The sequence below is a fragment of the Arthrobacter sp. TJ-238 genome, assembly GCF_058269215.1.
Genome location: NZ_JBZCNH010000004.1, coordinates 200,882 through 218,083, shown reverse-complemented (window position 1 = coordinate 218,083; position 17,202 = coordinate 200,882). Strand labels below are relative to the sequence as shown.

Below are 17,202 nucleotides of genomic sequence, written 5' to 3'. Positions count from 1 at the left end.
TGGGCGAAGCAGCCCCTACTGTGGTCTGATCCACCGGACAGCGGGAGACACGATGAGCGAGCAGCACAGCACGGGCAGTACAGGCAGCACGGGTACAGCAGGCGGCATGATGACGGCGGACGGGGAGTCGGACGCCTGGCCGCAGCTGCGCGTCGCGGACTGGCAGGACACGCAGGCGACCCTGCACATGTGGCTGCAGGTGGTCGGCAAGATCCGCATGGCGCACGCCCCGCTGGTCAACCACTGGTGGCAGGTTCCGCTGTACGTGACGCCACGGGGGCTCGGCACATCCGCGATCCCGTACCGCGCGGGCATGTTCGACCTCGAGGTCGACGTCGTCGCGCATCGGCTGCTCGTCCGTAGCAGTTCCGGCGAGGACCGCAGCGTGCCCCTCGAACCGCAGTCCGTCGCCCGGTTCCACGAGCGGACCATGGCGGCGCTGTCGGACCTGGGGATCGAGGCACCCATCCGGCCCGTCCCCACGGAGGTCGAGCCCGCCGTCCCGTTCGCCGAGGACCATCACCACGCATCCTACGATCCCGGGGCGGTGACGGCGTTCTGGCGGCAGCTCGTCCAGGCCGAGCGCGTGCTCACCCGGTTCCGCGCCGAGTTCCTCGGCAAGGTGAGCCCCGTGCACTTCTTCTGGGGCGCCATGGACCTCGCGTGCACGCGCTTCTCGGGCCGACCCGCACCCCTGCACCCCGGTGGCGCTCCGAACTGCGCCGACTGGGTCATGCAGGAGGGCTACTCGCACGAGCTCTCCAGCTGCGGGTTCTGGCCCGGCGGCGGCGAGGAGGGCGCCTTCTACTCCTACGCGTACCCGGAGCCCGAGGGCTACCGCGACGCTGTGATCGGCGTCGAGGGCGCCTTCTACAGCGACGAGTTCCGCCAGTTCCTCCTGCCCTACGAGGCCGTGCGCACCGCGGCGGACCCTGACGCCACCCTGCTCGAGTTCCTGCGCGCCACCTATCGCGCCGCGGCGACCACGGGCTCCTGGGACCCGGGCCTGCTGATCGATCCGCACCGCCTCGACCGGCACGCGCGGTAGGCGCGGTAGGCGGTCCGCCGCCGGAAGCCCGTGCGCCGATAGTGCGGTCGGTGATCATGCGGTCGGTGATCATGCGCCGGTGATAGTGCGGTCGGTGATCATGCGGTCCTCGGAAGGCCCCGGACACGACAGCGGCCACCACCGTCGAGGGGTGATGGCCGCCGTCGCGTGCGGGTCCTGCGGCGGGACTACTTCCGCCGTGTCTTCGGGTCGAGCGCCTCGCGCAGTGATTCACCCAGCAGGGTGAAACCGAGCGCCGTGATGGCGATGCACGCACCGGGCAGGAAGGCGAGCTGCGGTGCGACCGCGAGCTCCGCCTGCGCGTAGGTGAGCATGCGCCCCCACTCCGCGGCCTGGGGCAGTCCGCCGCCGAGACCGAGGAAGGACAGGGCTGCGGCGTCGATGACCGCGGTGGCGAGCGTCAGGGTGGCCTGCACGATGACGGGTCCCATGCTGTTCGGCAGCAGGTGGCTCATGGTGATCGTCCGGCGGCTGAGCCCGAGCGTCTGTGCCGCCAGGATGTAGTCGGCACCGCGCTGGGACAGCATCGTGGAGCGCAGGAGCCTCGCGAAGATGGGGATCTGCGACACGCCGATGGCGATCATGATGGCGTAGGAACTCTGCCCGAGGACCGCGGCGATGCTGACGGCGAGGAGCAGGTTCGGGACGGACAGCAGGATGTCGACGAAACGCATGATGACGTTGTCCACCCAGCCGCCGATGCCGCCGGCCAGGATGCCGAGCAGCATGCCGCCCGCGAGGCCGAGCGCCGTCGAGACGACGCCGATCAGGAGCGAGGCCTGGGCGCCCCAGATCAGCTTGCTGAAGACGTCCCCGCCGAAGCGGTCGAGCCCGAGGGGGAAGCCCTCGATCTCCCCGGGGCCCGGGATGGTGGTGGGGGTGATGAAGGTACGGCCCGGGAGGTCATTGCCGCCGTACGGCGCGATGATCGGGGCGAGGACGGCCACGAGCAGGAACAGGCCGATGATGACGGCGCCCACGACCGCCTGCGGGTTCCGGCGGAGGCGGAGGAACGCGTCCTTCCACAGACCGGTCCCTCCCCCGGTGTCGACCGCGGGGTCGGTGGGGGCCGCTGAACCGCCGGCGGCGGGAGGCAGGATGGCACTCATTGCACACGCACCCTCGGGTCGATGACGGAGTAGGACAGGTCGACGATCAGGTTGATCAGCGCGTAGAGGATCGCGATGAAGATGATGAAGCCCTGCAGCACGGGGTAGTCCAGCCCGAAGATCGCGTCGCGCAGGAACCGGCCGATGCCGTTGAACGCGAAGACCGTCTCGGTGAGCACCGCCCCCGAGATGAGCAGGCCGAGCTGCAGGCCGATCGTCGTGACGACGGGGAGCATGGCGTTGCGCAGGATGAAGCTGCCGCGGATGCTGCGCTCCATCAGGCCCTTCGCCCGCGCCGTGCGGACGTAGTCGGCGTTCTGCACCTCGAGGACCGAGGCGCGGGTGATCCGGACGATGATCGCGAGCGGGATGGTGCCGAGAGCCAGGCCGGGGAGGATTAGGTGCAGGAAGGCGTCCCAGGCGGCGTCGTACTCGCCGGTCAGCAGTCCGTCCAGCACGTAGAACTGGGTGTAGTGGGTGGCGTCGATGCGGGGGCTCTGCCGGCCGTCGGGTGGCAGGAGGGACCACTGGATGGCGAACAGGTACTTGAGGATGAAGGCCAGGAAGAACACCGGGATGGTGATCCCGACGAGGCTCAGCACCACGGAGCTGTGGTCCAGGAACCGGCCGTAGTGGCGCGCGGCGAGGTAGCCGAGCGGGATGCCGACGCCGATCGCGAAGATGAGGGCGACGACGGTGAGTTCGATCGTCGCGGGGAACCGGGTGGCGAACTCCTCGAGCACCGGGCGGCCCGTGTTGATGGAGACGCCGAAGTCGCCCTGCAGCAGCTTGCCCATGTAGGTCAGGTACTGGGTGATGAGCGGGCGGTCGAAGCCGTAGAGCTCGTTGACCCGGGCGACGGCCTCGGGGGTGGCCTTCTCGCCGAGGAGGGCCGTGGCCGGACCGCCGGGGAGGTTGCGCACCCACAGGAACAGCAGGATGGACAGGCCGAACAGGGTGGGGATGAGCAGGGCTATCCGTTTACCGATGACGCGTAACACTGGAGGTCCTTCCGGGTTGACCGGCGGCAGCCGGGCAGGGGTAGCACACGCACGGGCCGGCCACCGTGATCAGTGGCCGGCCCGTGCTGCGGGTCGCTGCTACTCGCTCAGCTCGATGTCGGTGAAGACCTCGTCGTTGACGGGGCTCGCCGGGTAGGAGGTGACGCGGGGCGCGAATGCCAGCGACGGGGCGGGGTGGGCGAGCGGGATGGCCGGGTTGAACTCGGCGATCTGCTCGTTGATCTCCTTGTAGAGCTCCGTCTGCTGCTCGCGGTCGCTGATCCCGCGGGCCTCGTCGAGGGCCGCGAACAGCTCGGGGTTGTCGAAGCCGAATTCCAGCTTCTCCTGGCCGAAGAACACGCCGATGAAGTTGTCGGTGTCGTTGTAGTCGCCGGTCCAGCCGAGCAGGTGCAGGCCGTGGTCCGGGGTGCCCTGGACCTGGTTCAGGTAGTCGGGCGACCAGGCTGCGGGGGCCGGCGTGACCGTGATGCCCACCTCGTCGAGCTGCGCCTGCAGGTTGGTGAAGACCTGCTCTGGCGTGGGCATGTACGGGCGGGAGACGTTCGTCGGGTAGTTGAACGTGACCTCGAAGCCGTCGGGGTAGCCTGCCTCGGCGAGCAGTTCCTTCGCACGCTCGGGGTCGTAGTCGTAGGTGGTGACGTCCTCGTTGTAGCCGTCGACGACCTCGGGGATGAACTGCGTGGCGACCTTCGTACCCTCGGGCAGGGTCTGGGCCACGAGCGCGTCCTTGTCGATCGCATGGGCGATGGCCTCGCGGACCTTCGGGTCCTTGAGTTCGGGGATGGCCTGGTTCATGCCCAGGTAGAGGATGGTGAACGGGTCGCGCGGCGTGATGTTGTAGCCGGCGTCCTTCAGCGACTGGGTGTCCGCGGGTGCCACGAGGTCGTAGCCGTCGATGTCGCCCGCCTCGAGGGCCTGGCGGCGTGCCTGCGGGTCGTCGATGATGCGGAAGATCGTCTTGGTGATCTGGCCCTTGTCGCCCCAGTAGTCGTCGTAGATGGAGAGTTCGAGCTGCTGGCCGACGTTCCAGGCGTCGAACTTGAACGGGCCGGTGCCGACGGGGTGGCCGAGCGCGTACTCGCTGAGCGAGGGGGCTTCGGCGGTGCCGCCGATCTCGTCGGCCGCGAACTCCTCGAGTGCGGTGGGGCTCTGCATGGCGAAGGCGGGCAGTGACAGCGCGGCGATGAACCCGGCGAACGGCTTGGCGAGGTTGATGGTGACTTCGTTGTCGCCATTGGCCTCGCAGGACTCGTAGACGGCCTTGTCGGGGCTGTCGGCGAAGCCGCGGAACAGGGAGCCGTAGTAGTAGGAGGTCGTCTCGGCCTGCTGGATGCCCGTCCAGTTGTACCAGCGGTCGAAGTTGAAGCAGACGGCTTCCGCGTCGAACGGCGTGCCGTCGTGGAAGGTGACACCCTCCTTGAGCTGGAAGACGGTGGACAGGCCGTCCTCGGCGGTCTCCCAGGACTCGGCGAGCAGCGGGGCGGGGTCGGCGGTGCCGGGCTCCACGCCCACGAGTCCCTCGAAGATCTGGCGGCTGACGCGGAAGGACTCGCCGTCGTTGGTGAACGCGGGATCGAGCGATTTCGGGTCGGAGGACGCGGCGAAGACGAAGGTGGAGTCGACGGCGGCGTCGCCCTCCGCCCCGGTGCTCTCCTCGCGCTGGCTCTGCACGCAGCCGGTGAGGAGGAGCGCTGCGATGGAGAATCCTGCTGTGAGCGCCGCGCGTTTCCTCGCGAAACCTGCGCCGTGCACGGATGTGCCTGGGATGGACATGTAGTACTCCTGGTGGACGAGTGTTTCCTACCGGATGGACCGGTAGCCATGGGGACCACGACGGCGAATGCGCTGATCCGTGTGACGAGCCTAACTTCCGGGCAGCCCGCCAGCAGTATTTCGGCGGCATCAGTGGTTACGATTTGGCATCGCGGGTGCTACGGCCGACGCCGGTAACGCCCCGGAAACCGCTGCGAAACCGGAGGACCCATGAGTGGCACAGAGACGGCAACATCGATACGCTACCGGCGCTTCGCGGAGGTCGATGCCCGCGGCTACTCGCCCCTGTACGACGAGTGGTGCATGGGCGTCAGCGAGGACGACGAGGTCCTCGCCCTCCTCGACACCCTCCCCCCGGCACGCAGGCAGCCCGTGCTCTTCCTCGGGGCGGTGCGCTTCGTGGGGGTCCCCCTGGAGGGCTACAGCGTCTTCCGGGCGTTCGTCGTCGAGCGTTGGGCGGACATCCGCTCCGTCATGGAGACCCGGACCACCCAGACCAACGAGGCCGGACGCTGCGCCGTCCTGCTGCCGAGCCTCGCAGCGATCAGCGCGGAGGAGGGACGGCCGCTGGCCCTGATCGAGGTCGGGGCGTCGGCGGGTGCCTGCCTCTACCCGGACCGGTACGCATACTCCTACTCGCCCGGCCCGTTCCTCGAGCCCGACGGCGGTTCACCCGTCCCGCCGCTCGCCTGCTCCGTGGCTGGGGACGTGCCCCTGCCCTCGGCGCTGCCCACCGTTGCCTGGCGCGCGGGCATCGACCTGAACCCGCTCGACGCCCGCGACGACGACGACGTCCGCTGGCTCGAGGCGCTCGTCTGGCCCGGGCACGTGTTCCGCGCGGAGCGACTGCGGGCCGCGCTCGGCGTCGTCCGGCAGGATCCCCCGCTGCTCGTCCGCGGCGACCTGAACGAGCAGATCGCCCCGCTCGTCCGGCGCGCGCCCCCGGACGCCGTCGTCGTCGTGTTCCACAGTGCGGTCCTCGCCTACCTGGACGCCGCCGGCCGGAGCAGGTTCCGCGACACCATGACAGGACTCACGGCCGACCGGGGCCGTCCCGTGCACTGGCTCTCCCACGAGGGCCACGGCGTCCTCGACGGCGTACCCGGTGCGATGGAGAAGGTGCCGGGCGAGCAGGACGGGAGGTTCGTGCTGCAGCACAACGGACGGTCGGTGGCGCGCACCGGGCCGCACGGCCAGTCGATCGAATGGCTCTAGCGGAGCCTCCGCCGCCTAGCCACGCGTGCACTGTCCCGCGGAGACGGCGTCGGCAAGCTGCGGAGCGCTCTCGGCGATGGGCCGCAACTCCTCGAGGGACAGCGCGTAGCCCACCGGTGCGTCCGCCGTCGACTTCGCGAAGACCATGCCCGTCACGCGGCCCTGCAGGTCGAGCAGCGGCCCGCCGGAGTTCCCCTGCTGCACGTTCGCGGCGAGGCTGTAGACCTGGAGCGGTTGCGGGTCGGCGCCGTAGATGTTGTTGACCAGGACGGGCGAGAGTCCCTGGATGCTCGCGGGCTGGATCCGGTACGGGCCGCCCGCGGGGTAGCCGGCGAACGCCGCCGTCGTCCCCTGCTTGAGTTCGTCGCCGAGCGGAAGCGGTGCGGCGGCCAGCTCGTCGACGGCGATCACCGCGATGTCGCGGGCCGTATCGAGCTGCACCACGCGGCCCGGCAGCGCACCGCCCCCGGGAACCTCGACCACGGGCTCGTCCACCCCGGCGACGACGTGCGCGTTCGTGATCACCCGGCCCGGCGCGACGACGAATCCCGACCCTGTCTGGTTCTGGCCGCACTGGAACGCCGTGCCGGTGATGCGGACCACCGAGGCGGCCGCCGCGCCGAGCTCGGGGGTGTCCACCGACGCGTCGGGTACCACCGCCGGCGTCGCGGGTCCCACACTCTCGAGGATGGTCGGGATCCCGTCGTCGACCGCGATGGTGCGCAGCTGCGCCATCCAGGTGCGCACCGGGCCCGGGGTGGCCGTGTCGATCCCCTGGATCACCCGCGAGGCCGCCAGCGGCTGTGAGAGGAAGGGCACGCCCAGGGTGCCGACGCTGAACGCGAGCATCGACAGCACGAGGGCGGCGACGACGACGTTGACGACGCCGCCGAGGAGACGGTCCACGATGCGCAGGGGCGGGAAGTCCGACCAGCGCCGGATGGAGGCGCCGAGCGCCGACCCGACGGCCTGACCGACGATGATCAGCACCACGACCGTGCCGATGACCGCGATGAGGCGCCACGGGTTGTCGGGCACCCAGGCGCTGACGAGCGGGATCGCGAAGAACGCCGCGACCGCCCCGCCGACGAACCCGGCGATGCCGCCGAGGGTCACCAGGAAGCCGTTGCGGATCCCGGCCACGAGATAGGCGAGGAGGACCACCACCAGCACGACGTCGAGGAGCGTGAACTCCGCGAGGCTGAATTCGGGCACGTACGTTCTCCTGGCTCTGGACGGCGGGAGGATCGCGCACCTCCGGACACTGCGAGAGATTCTAGCCGCGCAGCATGGGAAGAAGCATGGCAGTCGGTGTGAACGGGCCCCGAGGAGACCGGGCCCCGGGACGTGTATCAGTCGTCACAGGCGCTCCGGTACGGCAAGATGGTCAGCAGAAGACAGCGGGGACCGCCGCGGAACGACGCAATTCATCAGGAGATTTCATGGACATCGAGGTACTGCGCCGAGCGCCCCTCTTCGCATCACTGGGAGACGACGTCTTCGCGGCGCTCACGGACGAGCTGATCGAGGTCGACCTCCCCCGTGGTTCGTCGGTCTTCCGTGAGGGCGACCAGGGCGACCAGCTGTACTTCATCGTCTCCGGCAAGATCAAGCTCGGGCGCACCGCGCAGGACGGGCGCGAGAACCTGCTCGCGATCCTCGGCCCCGGCGAGCTGTTCGGCGAGATGGCGCTGTTCGATCCCAGCCCGCGCACCGCGACGGCGACCGCCGTGTCCGAGACGCGCCTCGCGGGCCTGAAGAACGAGGACCTGCGGACGCTGCTCGAGACGCGCCCCGAGGTGTCGGCCCAGCTCCTGCAGGCGCTCGCCCGCCGCCTCCGCCGCACCAACGAGTCCCTCGCGGACCTCGTGTTCTCCGACGTCCCGGGGCGCGTGGCGAAGGCCCTGCTCGACCTCGCCGACCGCTTCGGCCGCCCCGCGACGGACGGCATCCTCGTGGCGCACGAACTGACGCAGGAGGAACTCGCCCAGCTCGTCGGGGCGTCCCGCGAGACCGTCAACAAGGCGCTCGCCGAGTTCGTGCAGCGCGGCTGGCTCCGCCTCGAGGCGCGCGCCGTCGTGATCCTCGACATCCAACGCCTGCGCCAGCGCAGCCGCTGACCCTGCCCCGCCTGACGGAAGGCACCCGCCCTGCGGCGGGTGCCTTCCGTCATTCCGGGTGCGCAGCCATCGGTGGGTGCGCGACGTCGCGACCCACCGCGGCCATCGGGCGGGGCGATCCGAAGGCGGGACGACGGCGTCAGCGCCCCCGCTGCATCGACCCGCCCTCGGTGAGCTTCGGGCATTCGACCTGCAGCACGAGGTCGCCGTCGTGCTCCGCGAGCTGCGGGTGGTACAGCTTCACCGGGCGCTTGTGCGACAGGTAGGCGATGCACCCGCGGGAGGAGCCGATCTTCTCGAGGATGATCTCGACGGCGGGCACGGCCAGCTCGCTCAGGGTGCGGCCTACCGTGTTCGGCTGGCCCACCTCGTCGCCGAGCCTCGTGGTGTCGCGGTCCGCGATCTCCTGAGCTGCCCAGCGCCACTGCCCCCAGACGCCCTTGCTCGCAAGGATGCTCGGCTCCTGGTTCACGGGCTGCGCGGCCGCGAAGTAGTGCGTGTCGAAACGGCGGTGCGCGAAGTCGGGCGTCAACCAGTGCGAGAGCGGCTTGATGAGGTCCGTCCGGACGCCGAGCCCACGACGGTCGAGGATGTCCGTGAAGCGGCACTCGCCCTCGTTGATCGCCTCGCGCGCCTTCATCCACTCCTTGGCCTGCGTGCCCTCCACCAGCGAGGACGCGTCGGGACCGGCGAGGAGCACCCCGGTCTCCTCGAACAGTTCGCGGATGGCGCACAGCACGTGCCGGCGGGCCACGCGGTGGTCCTCGACGCCGAGGGCCTTCGCCCACATCGCCGGCGTGGGACCGAACCAGCGCAGGTCGTCGTCGTCGGACTCCTCGATGCTCCCGCCGGGGAACCCGAGCACACCGAGCGGCGAGTTGCCCCGCCGGTAGGAGAGGTAGGTCTCCGTGCCGATCGCGCTGTCGCGCAGGAGGACCACCGACGACGCCGGCCGGGCCTTCAGGGGCGTGCGCTCCCCGTGGTCGATCCAGCTCTGCGCCGCCGTGCGCTGGTCCGGCGCGACGGGGAAGAGTCGGGTGCTGAGCCGGTCCACGGTCTAGACGAACTCCGCGATGACCTCGACCTCGACGGGCGAGTCGAGGGGGAGGACGGCCACGCCGACGGCGGAACGCGCATGGACGCCGGCCGCTCCGAAGGCGGCGCCGAGCAGGTCGGAGGCGCCGTTGACGACGCCGGGCTGGCCGGTGAACGAGGGATCGGACGCGACGAAGCCGACGACCTTCACGATCCGCGTGACGCGGTCGAGGTCACCGATCTGGCTCTTGATCGCCGCCAGCGCGTTCACCGCGCAGGTGGCGGCGAGGGACTGCGCCGTCGCGGCGTCGACACCGCCGTCGGCGCCGACCTTGCCCGAAGCTGTGAGTTTGCCCTCAATAAACGGGAGCTGGCCCGAGGTGTACACGTGGTTGCCGCTGATGACGGCGGGAACATATGCCGCGACGGGCGGAGCCACGTCGGGAAGGGCGATGCCGAGGTCCGCGAGGCGCGCCTCGACGGCGGAAACCGCCGTATTTCCAGCAGGCACTGCTAGCTCTTCTCCCTCTTCAGGTACGCGACGAGGCCGTTGCCGTCGGGTCCGGGGACCACCTGTACGAGCTCCCACCCGTCCTCGCCCCACTGGTCGAGGATCTGCTTCGTTGCATGGATGATGAGCGGAATCGTAGAGTACTCCCATTTCGTCATGGGGAAAGCCTAGCGCGTGCTTGTAAACTGGAATAATGGCTGCGCGTAAATCACCCCTCTTCGACACGGCAACCACCCTCGGCAAGATCATCGCGTTCCTCGGAATCAGCGGTCTTGCGGGTGTGCTCGCCGCAGGCCTCCTCGTGCCCGTGGCCGCCGCCGCCGGCACGGGAGCTTCGGCCTCGCTGCAGTTCTTCGAGCAGCTGCCCGCCGAGATGGAACGGGAGGCGCTCGCCCAGCCGACCACCATCCAGGCGTCGGACGGCTCCCTCATCGCGACCCTGTACGAGGAGAACCGCCAGCCGGTGACGCTCGACCAGGTGTCCACGACGATGCAGGACGCCCTGATCGCGATCGAGGACTACCGCTACTACGAGCACGGCGGCGTGGACCTCGAGGGCATCCTCGGCGCGATCGCCAGCAACGTCTCCAGCGGCACGAGCCGTGGCGCCTCCACCATCACGCAGCAGTTCGTGAACAACGTCCTGATCGATGCCGCCCGCCAGAACGGCGGGACCGTCACGTTGAGCGGCGGCGGCAAGTCGGTCGGCGACAAGCTGCGGGAGATGAAGCTCGCCATCGCCGTCGAGAAGGAGATGTCGAAGGACGAGATCCTCGAGGGCTACCTCAACATCGTGCCCTTCAGCGGTACCACCTACGGAGTCCAGGCCGCGTCGAAGTACTTCTTCAACACCGAGGCCAAGGATCTCAACCTGCCGCAGAGCGCGCTCCTGGCGGGCCTGGTCAACGGCCCGAGCGCCTACAGCCCCGAGACCAACCCCGAGGGAGCCCTCCAGCGACGCAACCTCGTCCTCGGAGCGATGCTGACGCGCGGCAAGATCACCCAGGCGGAGCACGACGCCGCCGTCGCGACCGATCTCGGTCTCACCATCACACCGACCCTGAGCGGCTGCGTCGGCGCCGCGCAGGCACCGTACTTCTGCGACTACGTCACGCACCTCGTCCTCAACGATCCCGCCTACGGCGAGACCCCGGAGGAACGAAAGAAGGTCCTGTACCGGTCCGGCCTGACCATCAAGACGACCCTCGACTCCCGGGTCCAGGCCGCAGCCCAGACCGCGGTCAACGAGACCGCGAACCCCGACACCACGGACGGTGCCGTCGGTCACTCCATGACCAGCCTCGAGCCCGGAACCGGCAACATCCTCTCCATGGCCCAGAACACCCGGTACATGCCCGGCGAGGCCGCCGGCGACTCGGTGCTCAACTTCAACGTGGACCAGTACCAGGACGGCGATCCCGCCAGGAGCCTCGGCGGCGTGGGCGGGTTCCAGCCCGGGTCGACGTTCAAGCCCTTCACCGTGGCCGCGTGGGTGGACTCGGGGCGTTCCCTGAACACCGCGATCGACGGCCGCAAGCGCACCTACCCCGAGGGTGACAAGTGGCCCGCCAGCTGCCTCCCCGGCGGCTCGTACACGGTACTGAGCGACGACGGGAAGGGCTACACCCCCCAGAACTACGGCGACACGAACTACGGCACCTACACCGTGCTGCGCGGGCTGGCACAGTCCTACAACACCATCACCATGGAGACCGCGCGTCAGCTGGACATGTGCAAGATCTTCGACATCGCCCACGACATGGGCGTGCACAACGGCAAGAGCGCCGACGGTTCCGCGGAGAAGCTCGACGTCCTCGCGCCGGGCCTCATCGGCGGCGTCCAGGACGTCGCCCCGCTGTCCATGGCGACGGCCTTCGCGGGCTTCGCGGCCGAGGGCAACGTCTGCCAGCCCCGCGCCATCACCGAGGTGACCGCCGCGGACGGCACCAGCTACCCCGTGGCTCCCGTGAACTGCAGGCAGACCATCTCGAAGGAGACCGCCCGGGGCACGAACTACGCGACGCAGGAAGTCATCAAGGACGGTTCGGGTCAGCTCCTCGAGTTCGGGGACATCCCGATGGCCGGCAAGACCGGCACCAACGACCAGCGGTCGCAGACGTGGTTCATGGGCTACAACTCGGGCATGGCGACAGCGAGCTGGATCGGGAACTGGAAGGAGGGCAACACCTCCCTGAGCGGCCTGCAGATCGGTGGCCGCACCTACCCCGAGATCGATGGTTCGCTGATCGCCGGACCATCCTGGGCCCGCTTCATGCAGCAGATCCCCGGCCTGTACGTGGGCAAGCCCTTCGCGAACCCGCCGGCAGAGATGATCAACGGCACCCAGCGCGGCACCAGGCCGACCAACCCCGCGCGGCCCTCCTTCCCGGGCAACGGCACCGGCGACACTGGCACCGGCACCGCGACGGGTGGTACCACTGGAGGTAGCGCCGGCGGCAACTCCGGTACCGACGGCGACAACGGAGGCAACGGCTAGCGTGAAATCGAATTCCACATCCCGGAGCGGGGCACCGCTCGGCTGGGCGGCAGGGCTGGCCCTGACCACCGCGGCCGCGACCCTCGCCTACGCTTCGACCGTGGAGCGCACGCTGTACCAGGTGCGGGAGGAGACCCTCCCGATCCTTCCGCAGGGCACCTCCCCCATGCGGGTGCTGCACCTCTCCGACATCCACATGGTGCCCGGGCAGAAGTCGAAGGCGGACTGGCTGCACAGCCTCGCAGGCCTGAACCCCGATCTCGTGGTCAACACGGGTGACAACCTGAGCCACAAGAAGGCCGTGGGACCGCTCCTCGAAGCGCTGGAGCCGCTCCTGAAGGTGCCCGGCGTCTTCGTGCCCGGGTCCAACGACTACTACGCCCCGATGTTCAAGAACCCGCTGCGCTATTTCGCCGGCCCGTCGATCGCTCCCAAGGAGTCCGCGCCGCAGGATCTGCCGTGGGCCGACATGTTCAGCGCCTTCGGTGCCGGCGGGTGGGTGGACCTGACCAACAGGTCGCAGTCCATCGGCTTCCGCGGCCTCCGCATCGACTTCACGGGTGTCGACGATCCGCACCTCGACCGCGACCGGTACGCGCCCTACCCCTCGGGCAGCAGCACCTCGGCAGAGGCACCCCACATCCGCGTCGCCGTCGCCCATGCGCCCTACCAGCGCGTGCTGGACTACTTCACCGACGGCGGGGCGGACCTGATCCTCGCCGGCCACACGCACGGCGGCCAGGTCTGCGTGCCGGGCTTCGGAGCCCTGGTCAGCAACTGCGACCTGCCCACCTGGCGCGCCCGAGGGCTCACGCAGTGGGAGCAGAACGGCCGCTCCGTTCCCCTCAACGTCTCGGCGGGCATCGGGACGTCGCGTTTCGCGCCGATCCGCTTCGCCTGCCGGCCGGAGGCGGTCCTCCTGACCCTTACTCCCCGGAGCCCGCGCTAGCCACTCCTTCCTGCTTCTTCGGGTTCCCGTAACGTGATCGGCGTTACAGTCCTCCTGACCTAGGATGGTTGCTGAGGGACACCAATCACCATCGATCACCGAAGAGATGGCATGAAGAACCAGAACACCCTGTGGGAATCGCTCGGCCGGCTCTATCCGCACGTCCGGCCCATCATCCCGAGGCTCGTCCTCGGGCTGCTGTGCGCCCTCGGGGCGAGCGTGATGGCCCTCGCCATCCCCCAGGTGCTCCGCGTGCTGGTCAACGACGCACTGGCCGAAGGCGGGTCCGCCCGCACGGTGTGGATCGCCTCCGGCGTCGTGCTGCTCCTCGGGGTCCTCGAGGCCACCTTCGTGGCGCTGCGGCGCCAGTTCGTCATCACCCCGGCGACGACGGTGGAGACGAACATGCGCACGTCCTTCTACCGCCACCTGCAGAATCTGACGGTCGAGTTCCACGACCGCTGGGGCAGCGGCCAGCTCCTCTCCCGCGCCATGAGCGACCTCAACCTCATGCGCCGGTGGATGGCCTTCGGCCTCATCATGCTGGTGGTCACCTCGCTGACGGTCGTGATCGGCGTCGTCATCATGTTCTTCATGAGCTGGGTGCTGGCCCTGATCTTCCTCGCGGCCGCCGTGCCGCTGATCATCTACGGCTACTACTTCCGCGCCTCCTACAGCCGTGTCTCCCGCAAGAGCCAGGACCAGGCCGGCGACCTCGCGACGACGGTCGAGGAGTCGGTGCACGGCATCCGAGTGCTCAAGGCGTTCGGGCGGAGCCGCGAGGCGCTGGAGGACTTCGAGGAGCAGGCCGAGGAGCTCCGGCAGACGGAGATCTTCAAGGCGAGGTCCCTCGCGAACTTCTCCATGATCGTGACCCTGCTGCCCGAGCTCGCCCTCGGCGCGTCCCTCGTCGTCGGCATCATGCTCGCCGCGAGCGGCGACGTCAGCATCGGCGCGCTCGTGGCGTTCTTCGCCACGGCAGCGGCCGTCGCCGGACCGGTCGAGTTCATCGGTCCGCTGCTCGCCATGACGTTCACGGCGAAGACGGCCATCGACCGCCACTACGAGGTCATGGAGTCCGAGAACACCATCACCGACCCGGCCGTCCCGGTCCACCTCGGGGAACCGCGCGGCGCCGTGGTGTTCGACGCCGTGCACTTCCGCTACCCGGACGCCCCGGAGGACGCCGGCGACGTCCTGGACGGGATAGACCTGACCCTGCGTGCCGGCGAGACCATGGCGCTCGTGGGCGTGACGGGCTGCGGCAAGAGCACCCTCCTCCAGCTCGTGCCGCGCCTCTACGACGTCACGGGCGGCAGCATCAGCATCGACGGCGTGGACCTGCGCGAGCTCACCCTCGGGGAGCTGCGCACGCTCGTGGCCGTGGCGTTCGAGGACACCACGCTGTTCTCCAGCTCCGTCCGCGACAACGTGCTCATGGGCTCCGACGCCACGGGCGCGGAGGGCGACCGGATCCTCTCCGAGGCCCTCGAGGTGGCGCAGGCGCAGTTCGCCTACGACCTGCCCGAGGGACTGGACACGCTCATCGGCGAGGAGGGGCTCAGCCTTTCCGGCGGCCAGCGCCAGCGCATCGCCCTGGCACGAGCGATCGCCGCGCGACCGACGGTCCTGGTCCTCGACGATCCGCTCTCGGCGCTCGACGTCGCCACCGAGGAACGCGTCTCGGAAGCCCTGCGTGCGATGCTCAGCACGACGACCACGCTCATCGTGGCCCACCGGCCCTCCACCGTGGCCCTGGCGGACCGCGTGGCCCTGCTGCAGGACGGGCGGATCACCGACGTCGGCACGCACTCCGAGCTGCTCGCCCGCAACGACCACTACCGGTACGTCATCGCGAGCCTCGACGACGAGGAGATCGCCCAGCTGGGACGCACCGCGCAGCCCGCGCACCAACCCGCCCACGACGACGAGGAGGCGCTGGCATGAGCCGCACCACGGCGACGCCCGACGAGGCGCCCAGGCGCAAGGGCAGGGGCACAGGCACAGGCACAGGCACAGGCACAGACGACACCACGTCGGCCGGTGTCCTCAACGAGGACGACGTCCTCCTCGACCGGGCCCGGAGCAGGTCCGTCCGCGCGCGGTCCTTCACGCTCCTCGGTTCCCTCATCCGGCCCAACCGCCGGCAGTTCGTCTGGACGGTCCTGCTGGTGGTCGTCTCGCAGGCGGCCCGCGTGGCCGGCCCGGCCATCATCGCCTTCGGCATCGACCGCGCCCTGCCCGCCCTCCTCGCAGGTGATCCCCTCCTGCTGTGGACCGCCGGTGGCACGTACCTCCTGGCCGCGGTCCTCGCCTCGGTCCTGACGGCGGGTTACGTCCGCGCGACGGCACAGCTCAGCCAGGCCATGCTGCTGGACCTGCGGCTGCGGGTCTTCCGCCACACGCAGCGGCTGAGCCTCGAGTTCCACGAGAAGTACACCTCCGGGCGCATCATCTCGCGGCAGACCTCCGACCTCGAGGCGCTGCGGGAGCTCCTGGACTCGGGCGTCAGCTCCCTCGCCTCCGGGGCCATCTTCATGCTCTTCACGGCCGCCACCATCTTCGCCCTCGACTGGCGGACCGGCTTCCTGATCCTGGCAGCGGCCGTGCCCATGTTCCTCCTCGCCCGCTGGTACCAGAAGCACTCCCAGATCGCATACCGCGAGTCCCGGGTGGTGTCCGCCCGACTGATCGTCCACTTCATCGAGACGATGACCGGCATCCGCGCCGTGAAGGCGTTCCGACGGGAGGCAGTCAACGCGGAGCGGTACGACGAGCTGGCCGAGGACTACCGCACGGTCACCGTCCGCTCCATCAACCTCAACGGCGTCTTCCAGCCCGGACTCGTCCTGATCGGCAATGTGACCGTGGCCGTCGTGCTGCTGTTCGGCGGGTTCAGGGTCCTCGGTGGCACGCTCGAGGTGGGCGCGCTCCTCGCACTGCTCCTCTACAGCAAGCGGTTCTTCCAGCCGGTCGACCAGATGGCCATGTTCTACAACTCGTTCCAGTCGGCCGCCGCGGCGCTCGAGAAGGTCTCGGGGCTGCTCGAGGAGGTGCCGACCGTACGGCCGCCGAAGCATCCCGTCCCGCTGCCCCACCCCCGCGGGGCCATCGACTTCCACGAGGTCAGCTTCCGCTACGGGGAGGGCCCCGTGGTGCTGCCCACCCTGGACCTCGCCATCCCCGCCGGGCAGACCGTCGCCCTCGTGGGCCGGACGGGCGCCGGGAAGTCGACGCTCGCCAAGCTCATCGCCCGCTTCTACGACGTGTCCGAGGGCCGGCTGACGCTCGACGGCGTGGACCTCAGGGATCTCGCACCGAGGGACCTGCGGCGCGCCGTCGTCATGGTGACGCAGGAGGCCTTCCTGTTCAGCGGGTCCGTGGCGGACAACATCGCCCTGGGCAGGCCCGAGGCGAGCCGGGAGGAGATCGTCGCGGCGGCGCGGGCCGTCGGGGCCGAGGAGTTCATCCTCGACCTGCCCGAGGGCTTCGACACGGACGTGAACAAGCGCGGTGGCCGCGTCTCCGCGGGACAGCGGCAGCTCATCAGCTTCGCGCGCGCGTTCCTCGCCGACCCGGCCGTGCTGATCCTGGACGAGGCGACGTCCTCGCTCGACATCCCGAGTGAGCGGCTCGTGCAGGAGGGCCTGCAGAAACTCCTCGGCAACCGGACGGCGCTGATCATCGCGCACCGGCTGTCCACCGTGGCGATCGCCGACCGCGTGCTCGTGGTGCACGACGGCCGGGTGGTGGAGGACGGGACGCCCGCCGACCTCATCGGTGGCACGGGCAGATTCGCGACGCTGCACGCTGCGTGGAAGGACTCCCTGGTGTGAGCCCGGCCGCCGGTTTTCCTCGCCGCTGATCCTCCGCTATTCTTGGACAGTTGCGGTTCGGGAGGT

General features: G+C 69.6%; 14 protein-coding genes. 7 read left to right on the top strand and 7 right to left on the bottom strand.

The annotated features are described in order from the left end of the window. The first annotated feature begins 52 nt into the window (after positions 1-52). Positions 53-1,048, top strand: coding sequence for a DUF5996 family protein (locus AC4D2O_RS09870; protein WP_490906804.1), 996 nt, complete (start codon positions 53-55; stop codon positions 1,046-1,048). Between the two features lie 188 nt (positions 1,049-1,236). Here AC4D2O_RS09870 and AC4D2O_RS09865 read toward each other — a convergent pair whose 3' ends face one another. From AC4D2O_RS09865 to AC4D2O_RS09855, 3 genes are all read right to left on the bottom strand, one after another. Then, a complete protein-coding gene (locus tag AC4D2O_RS09865; RefSeq protein ID WP_490906803.1) occupies positions 1,237-2,178 on the bottom strand; it encodes an ABC transporter permease in 942 nt (313 codons plus the stop codon). Beyond that, a complete protein-coding gene (locus AC4D2O_RS09860) occupies positions 2,175-3,179 on the bottom strand; it encodes an ABC transporter permease (RefSeq protein WP_490906801.1) in 1,005 nt (334 codons plus the stop codon). Before AC4D2O_RS09860 ends, AC4D2O_RS09865 begins: the two co-directional genes overlap by 4 nt. Before the next feature lie 99 nt (positions 3,180-3,278). Then, positions 3,279-4,973 (bottom strand): ABC transporter substrate-binding protein, encoded by a 1,695-nt coding sequence (locus AC4D2O_RS09855; RefSeq protein ID WP_490906800.1) that lies wholly within the window; start codon positions 4,971-4,973, stop codon positions 3,279-3,281. A 210-nt stretch (positions 4,974-5,183) separates the two neighbouring features. Between AC4D2O_RS09855 and AC4D2O_RS09850 the strand changes: the two genes are divergently transcribed. Beyond that, positions 5,184-6,188 (top strand): DUF2332 domain-containing protein, encoded by a 1,005-nt coding sequence (locus AC4D2O_RS09850; RefSeq protein ID WP_490906799.1) that lies wholly within the window; start codon positions 5,184-5,186, stop codon positions 6,186-6,188. A 15-nt stretch (positions 6,189-6,203) separates the two neighbouring features. On the opposite strand, the gene AC4D2O_RS09845 is transcribed toward AC4D2O_RS09850, so the two are convergent. After that, the gene (locus AC4D2O_RS09845) at positions 6,204-7,403 is read right to left on the bottom strand and encodes a MarP family serine protease (protein ID WP_490906798.1); all 1,200 of its coding nucleotides are present in this window, start codon (positions 7,401-7,403) and stop codon (positions 6,204-6,206) included. A gap of 227 nt (positions 7,404-7,630) precedes the next feature. On the opposite strand from AC4D2O_RS09845, the gene AC4D2O_RS09840 reads away from it, so the two are divergent. Next, entirely contained in the window at positions 7,631-8,308 is a 678-nt protein-coding gene (locus tag AC4D2O_RS09840; protein WP_104050098.1) for a Crp/Fnr family transcriptional regulator, read from the top strand. Positions 8,309-8,447: 139 nt separating this feature from the next. Here the strand turns inward: AC4D2O_RS09840 and AC4D2O_RS09835 are convergent, their stop codons facing one another. Genes AC4D2O_RS09835 through sp36 form a run of 3 tightly spaced genes read right to left on the bottom strand, consistent with a single transcriptional unit; the run spans position 8,448 to position 10,012 of the window. Continuing rightward, entirely contained in the window at positions 8,448-9,362 is a 915-nt protein-coding gene (locus AC4D2O_RS09835) for an NUDIX hydrolase (RefSeq protein ID WP_490906797.1), read from the bottom strand. A gap of 3 nt (positions 9,363-9,365) precedes the next feature. After that, complete coding sequence (locus tag AC4D2O_RS09830) at positions 9,366-9,854, bottom strand: RidA family protein (protein ID WP_490906795.1); 489 nt, start codon at positions 9,852-9,854, stop codon at positions 9,366-9,368. A gap of 2 nt (positions 9,855-9,856) precedes the next feature. After that, on the bottom strand, positions 9,857-10,012 hold the full coding sequence (gene sp36, locus AC4D2O_RS09825) for a Sp36 family protein (protein WP_108724255.1): 156 nt from the start codon (positions 10,010-10,012) through the stop codon (positions 9,857-9,859). A gap of 35 nt (positions 10,013-10,047) precedes the next feature. On the opposite strand from sp36, the gene AC4D2O_RS09820 reads away from it, so the two are divergent. From AC4D2O_RS09820 to AC4D2O_RS09805, 4 genes are all read left to right on the top strand, one after another. Next, positions 10,048-12,351 (top strand): transglycosylase domain-containing protein, encoded by a 2,304-nt coding sequence (locus tag AC4D2O_RS09820; RefSeq protein WP_490906793.1) that lies wholly within the window; start codon positions 10,048-10,050, stop codon positions 12,349-12,351. Between the two features lies 1 nt (position 12,352). Next, complete coding sequence (locus AC4D2O_RS09815; RefSeq protein WP_490906792.1) at positions 12,353-13,300, top strand: metallophosphoesterase; 948 nt, start codon at positions 12,353-12,355, stop codon at positions 13,298-13,300. A gap of 111 nt (positions 13,301-13,411) precedes the next feature. Next, positions 13,412-15,247, top strand: a complete 1,836-nt coding sequence (locus AC4D2O_RS09810; protein WP_490906791.1) for an ABC transporter ATP-binding protein — start codon at positions 13,412-13,414, stop codon at positions 15,245-15,247. Then, the gene (locus AC4D2O_RS09805; RefSeq protein ID WP_490906790.1) at positions 15,244-17,136 is read left to right on the top strand and encodes an ABC transporter ATP-binding protein; all 1,893 of its coding nucleotides are present in this window, start codon (positions 15,244-15,246) and stop codon (positions 17,134-17,136) included. Before AC4D2O_RS09810 ends, AC4D2O_RS09805 begins: the two co-directional genes overlap by 4 nt. Positions 17,137-17,202: the final 66 nt, after the last annotated feature.

Excerpts from the sequence above, each read along its gene's own strand:
- AC4D2O_RS09870 (WP_490906804.1), top strand. The coding sequence starts at position 53 with ATGAGCGAGCAGCACAGCACGGGCAGTACAGGCAGCACGGGTACAGCA.
- AC4D2O_RS09850 (WP_490906799.1), top strand. The coding sequence starts at position 5,184 with ATGAGTGGCACAGAGACGGCAACATCGATACGCTACCGGCGCTTCGCG.
- AC4D2O_RS09865 (WP_490906803.1), bottom strand. The coding sequence starts at position 2,178 with ATGAGTGCCATCCTGCCTCCCGCCGCCGGCGGTTCAGCGGCCCCCACC.
- AC4D2O_RS09820 (WP_490906793.1), top strand. The coding sequence starts at position 10,048 with ATGGCTGCGCGTAAATCACCCCTCTTCGACACGGCAACCACCCTCGGC.
- AC4D2O_RS09855 (WP_490906800.1), bottom strand. The coding sequence starts at position 4,973 with ATGTCCATCCCAGGCACATCCGTGCACGGCGCAGGTTTCGCGAGGAAA.
- AC4D2O_RS09810 (WP_490906791.1), top strand. The coding sequence starts at position 13,412 with ATGAAGAACCAGAACACCCTGTGGGAATCGCTCGGCCGGCTCTATCCG.
- AC4D2O_RS09840 (WP_104050098.1), top strand. The coding sequence starts at position 7,631 with ATGGACATCGAGGTACTGCGCCGAGCGCCCCTCTTCGCATCACTGGGA.
- AC4D2O_RS09805 (WP_490906790.1), top strand. The coding sequence starts at position 15,244 with ATGAGCCGCACCACGGCGACGCCCGACGAGGCGCCCAGGCGCAAGGGC.
- sp36 (WP_108724255.1), bottom strand. The coding sequence starts at position 10,012 with ATGACGAAATGGGAGTACTCTACGATTCCGCTCATCATCCATGCAACG.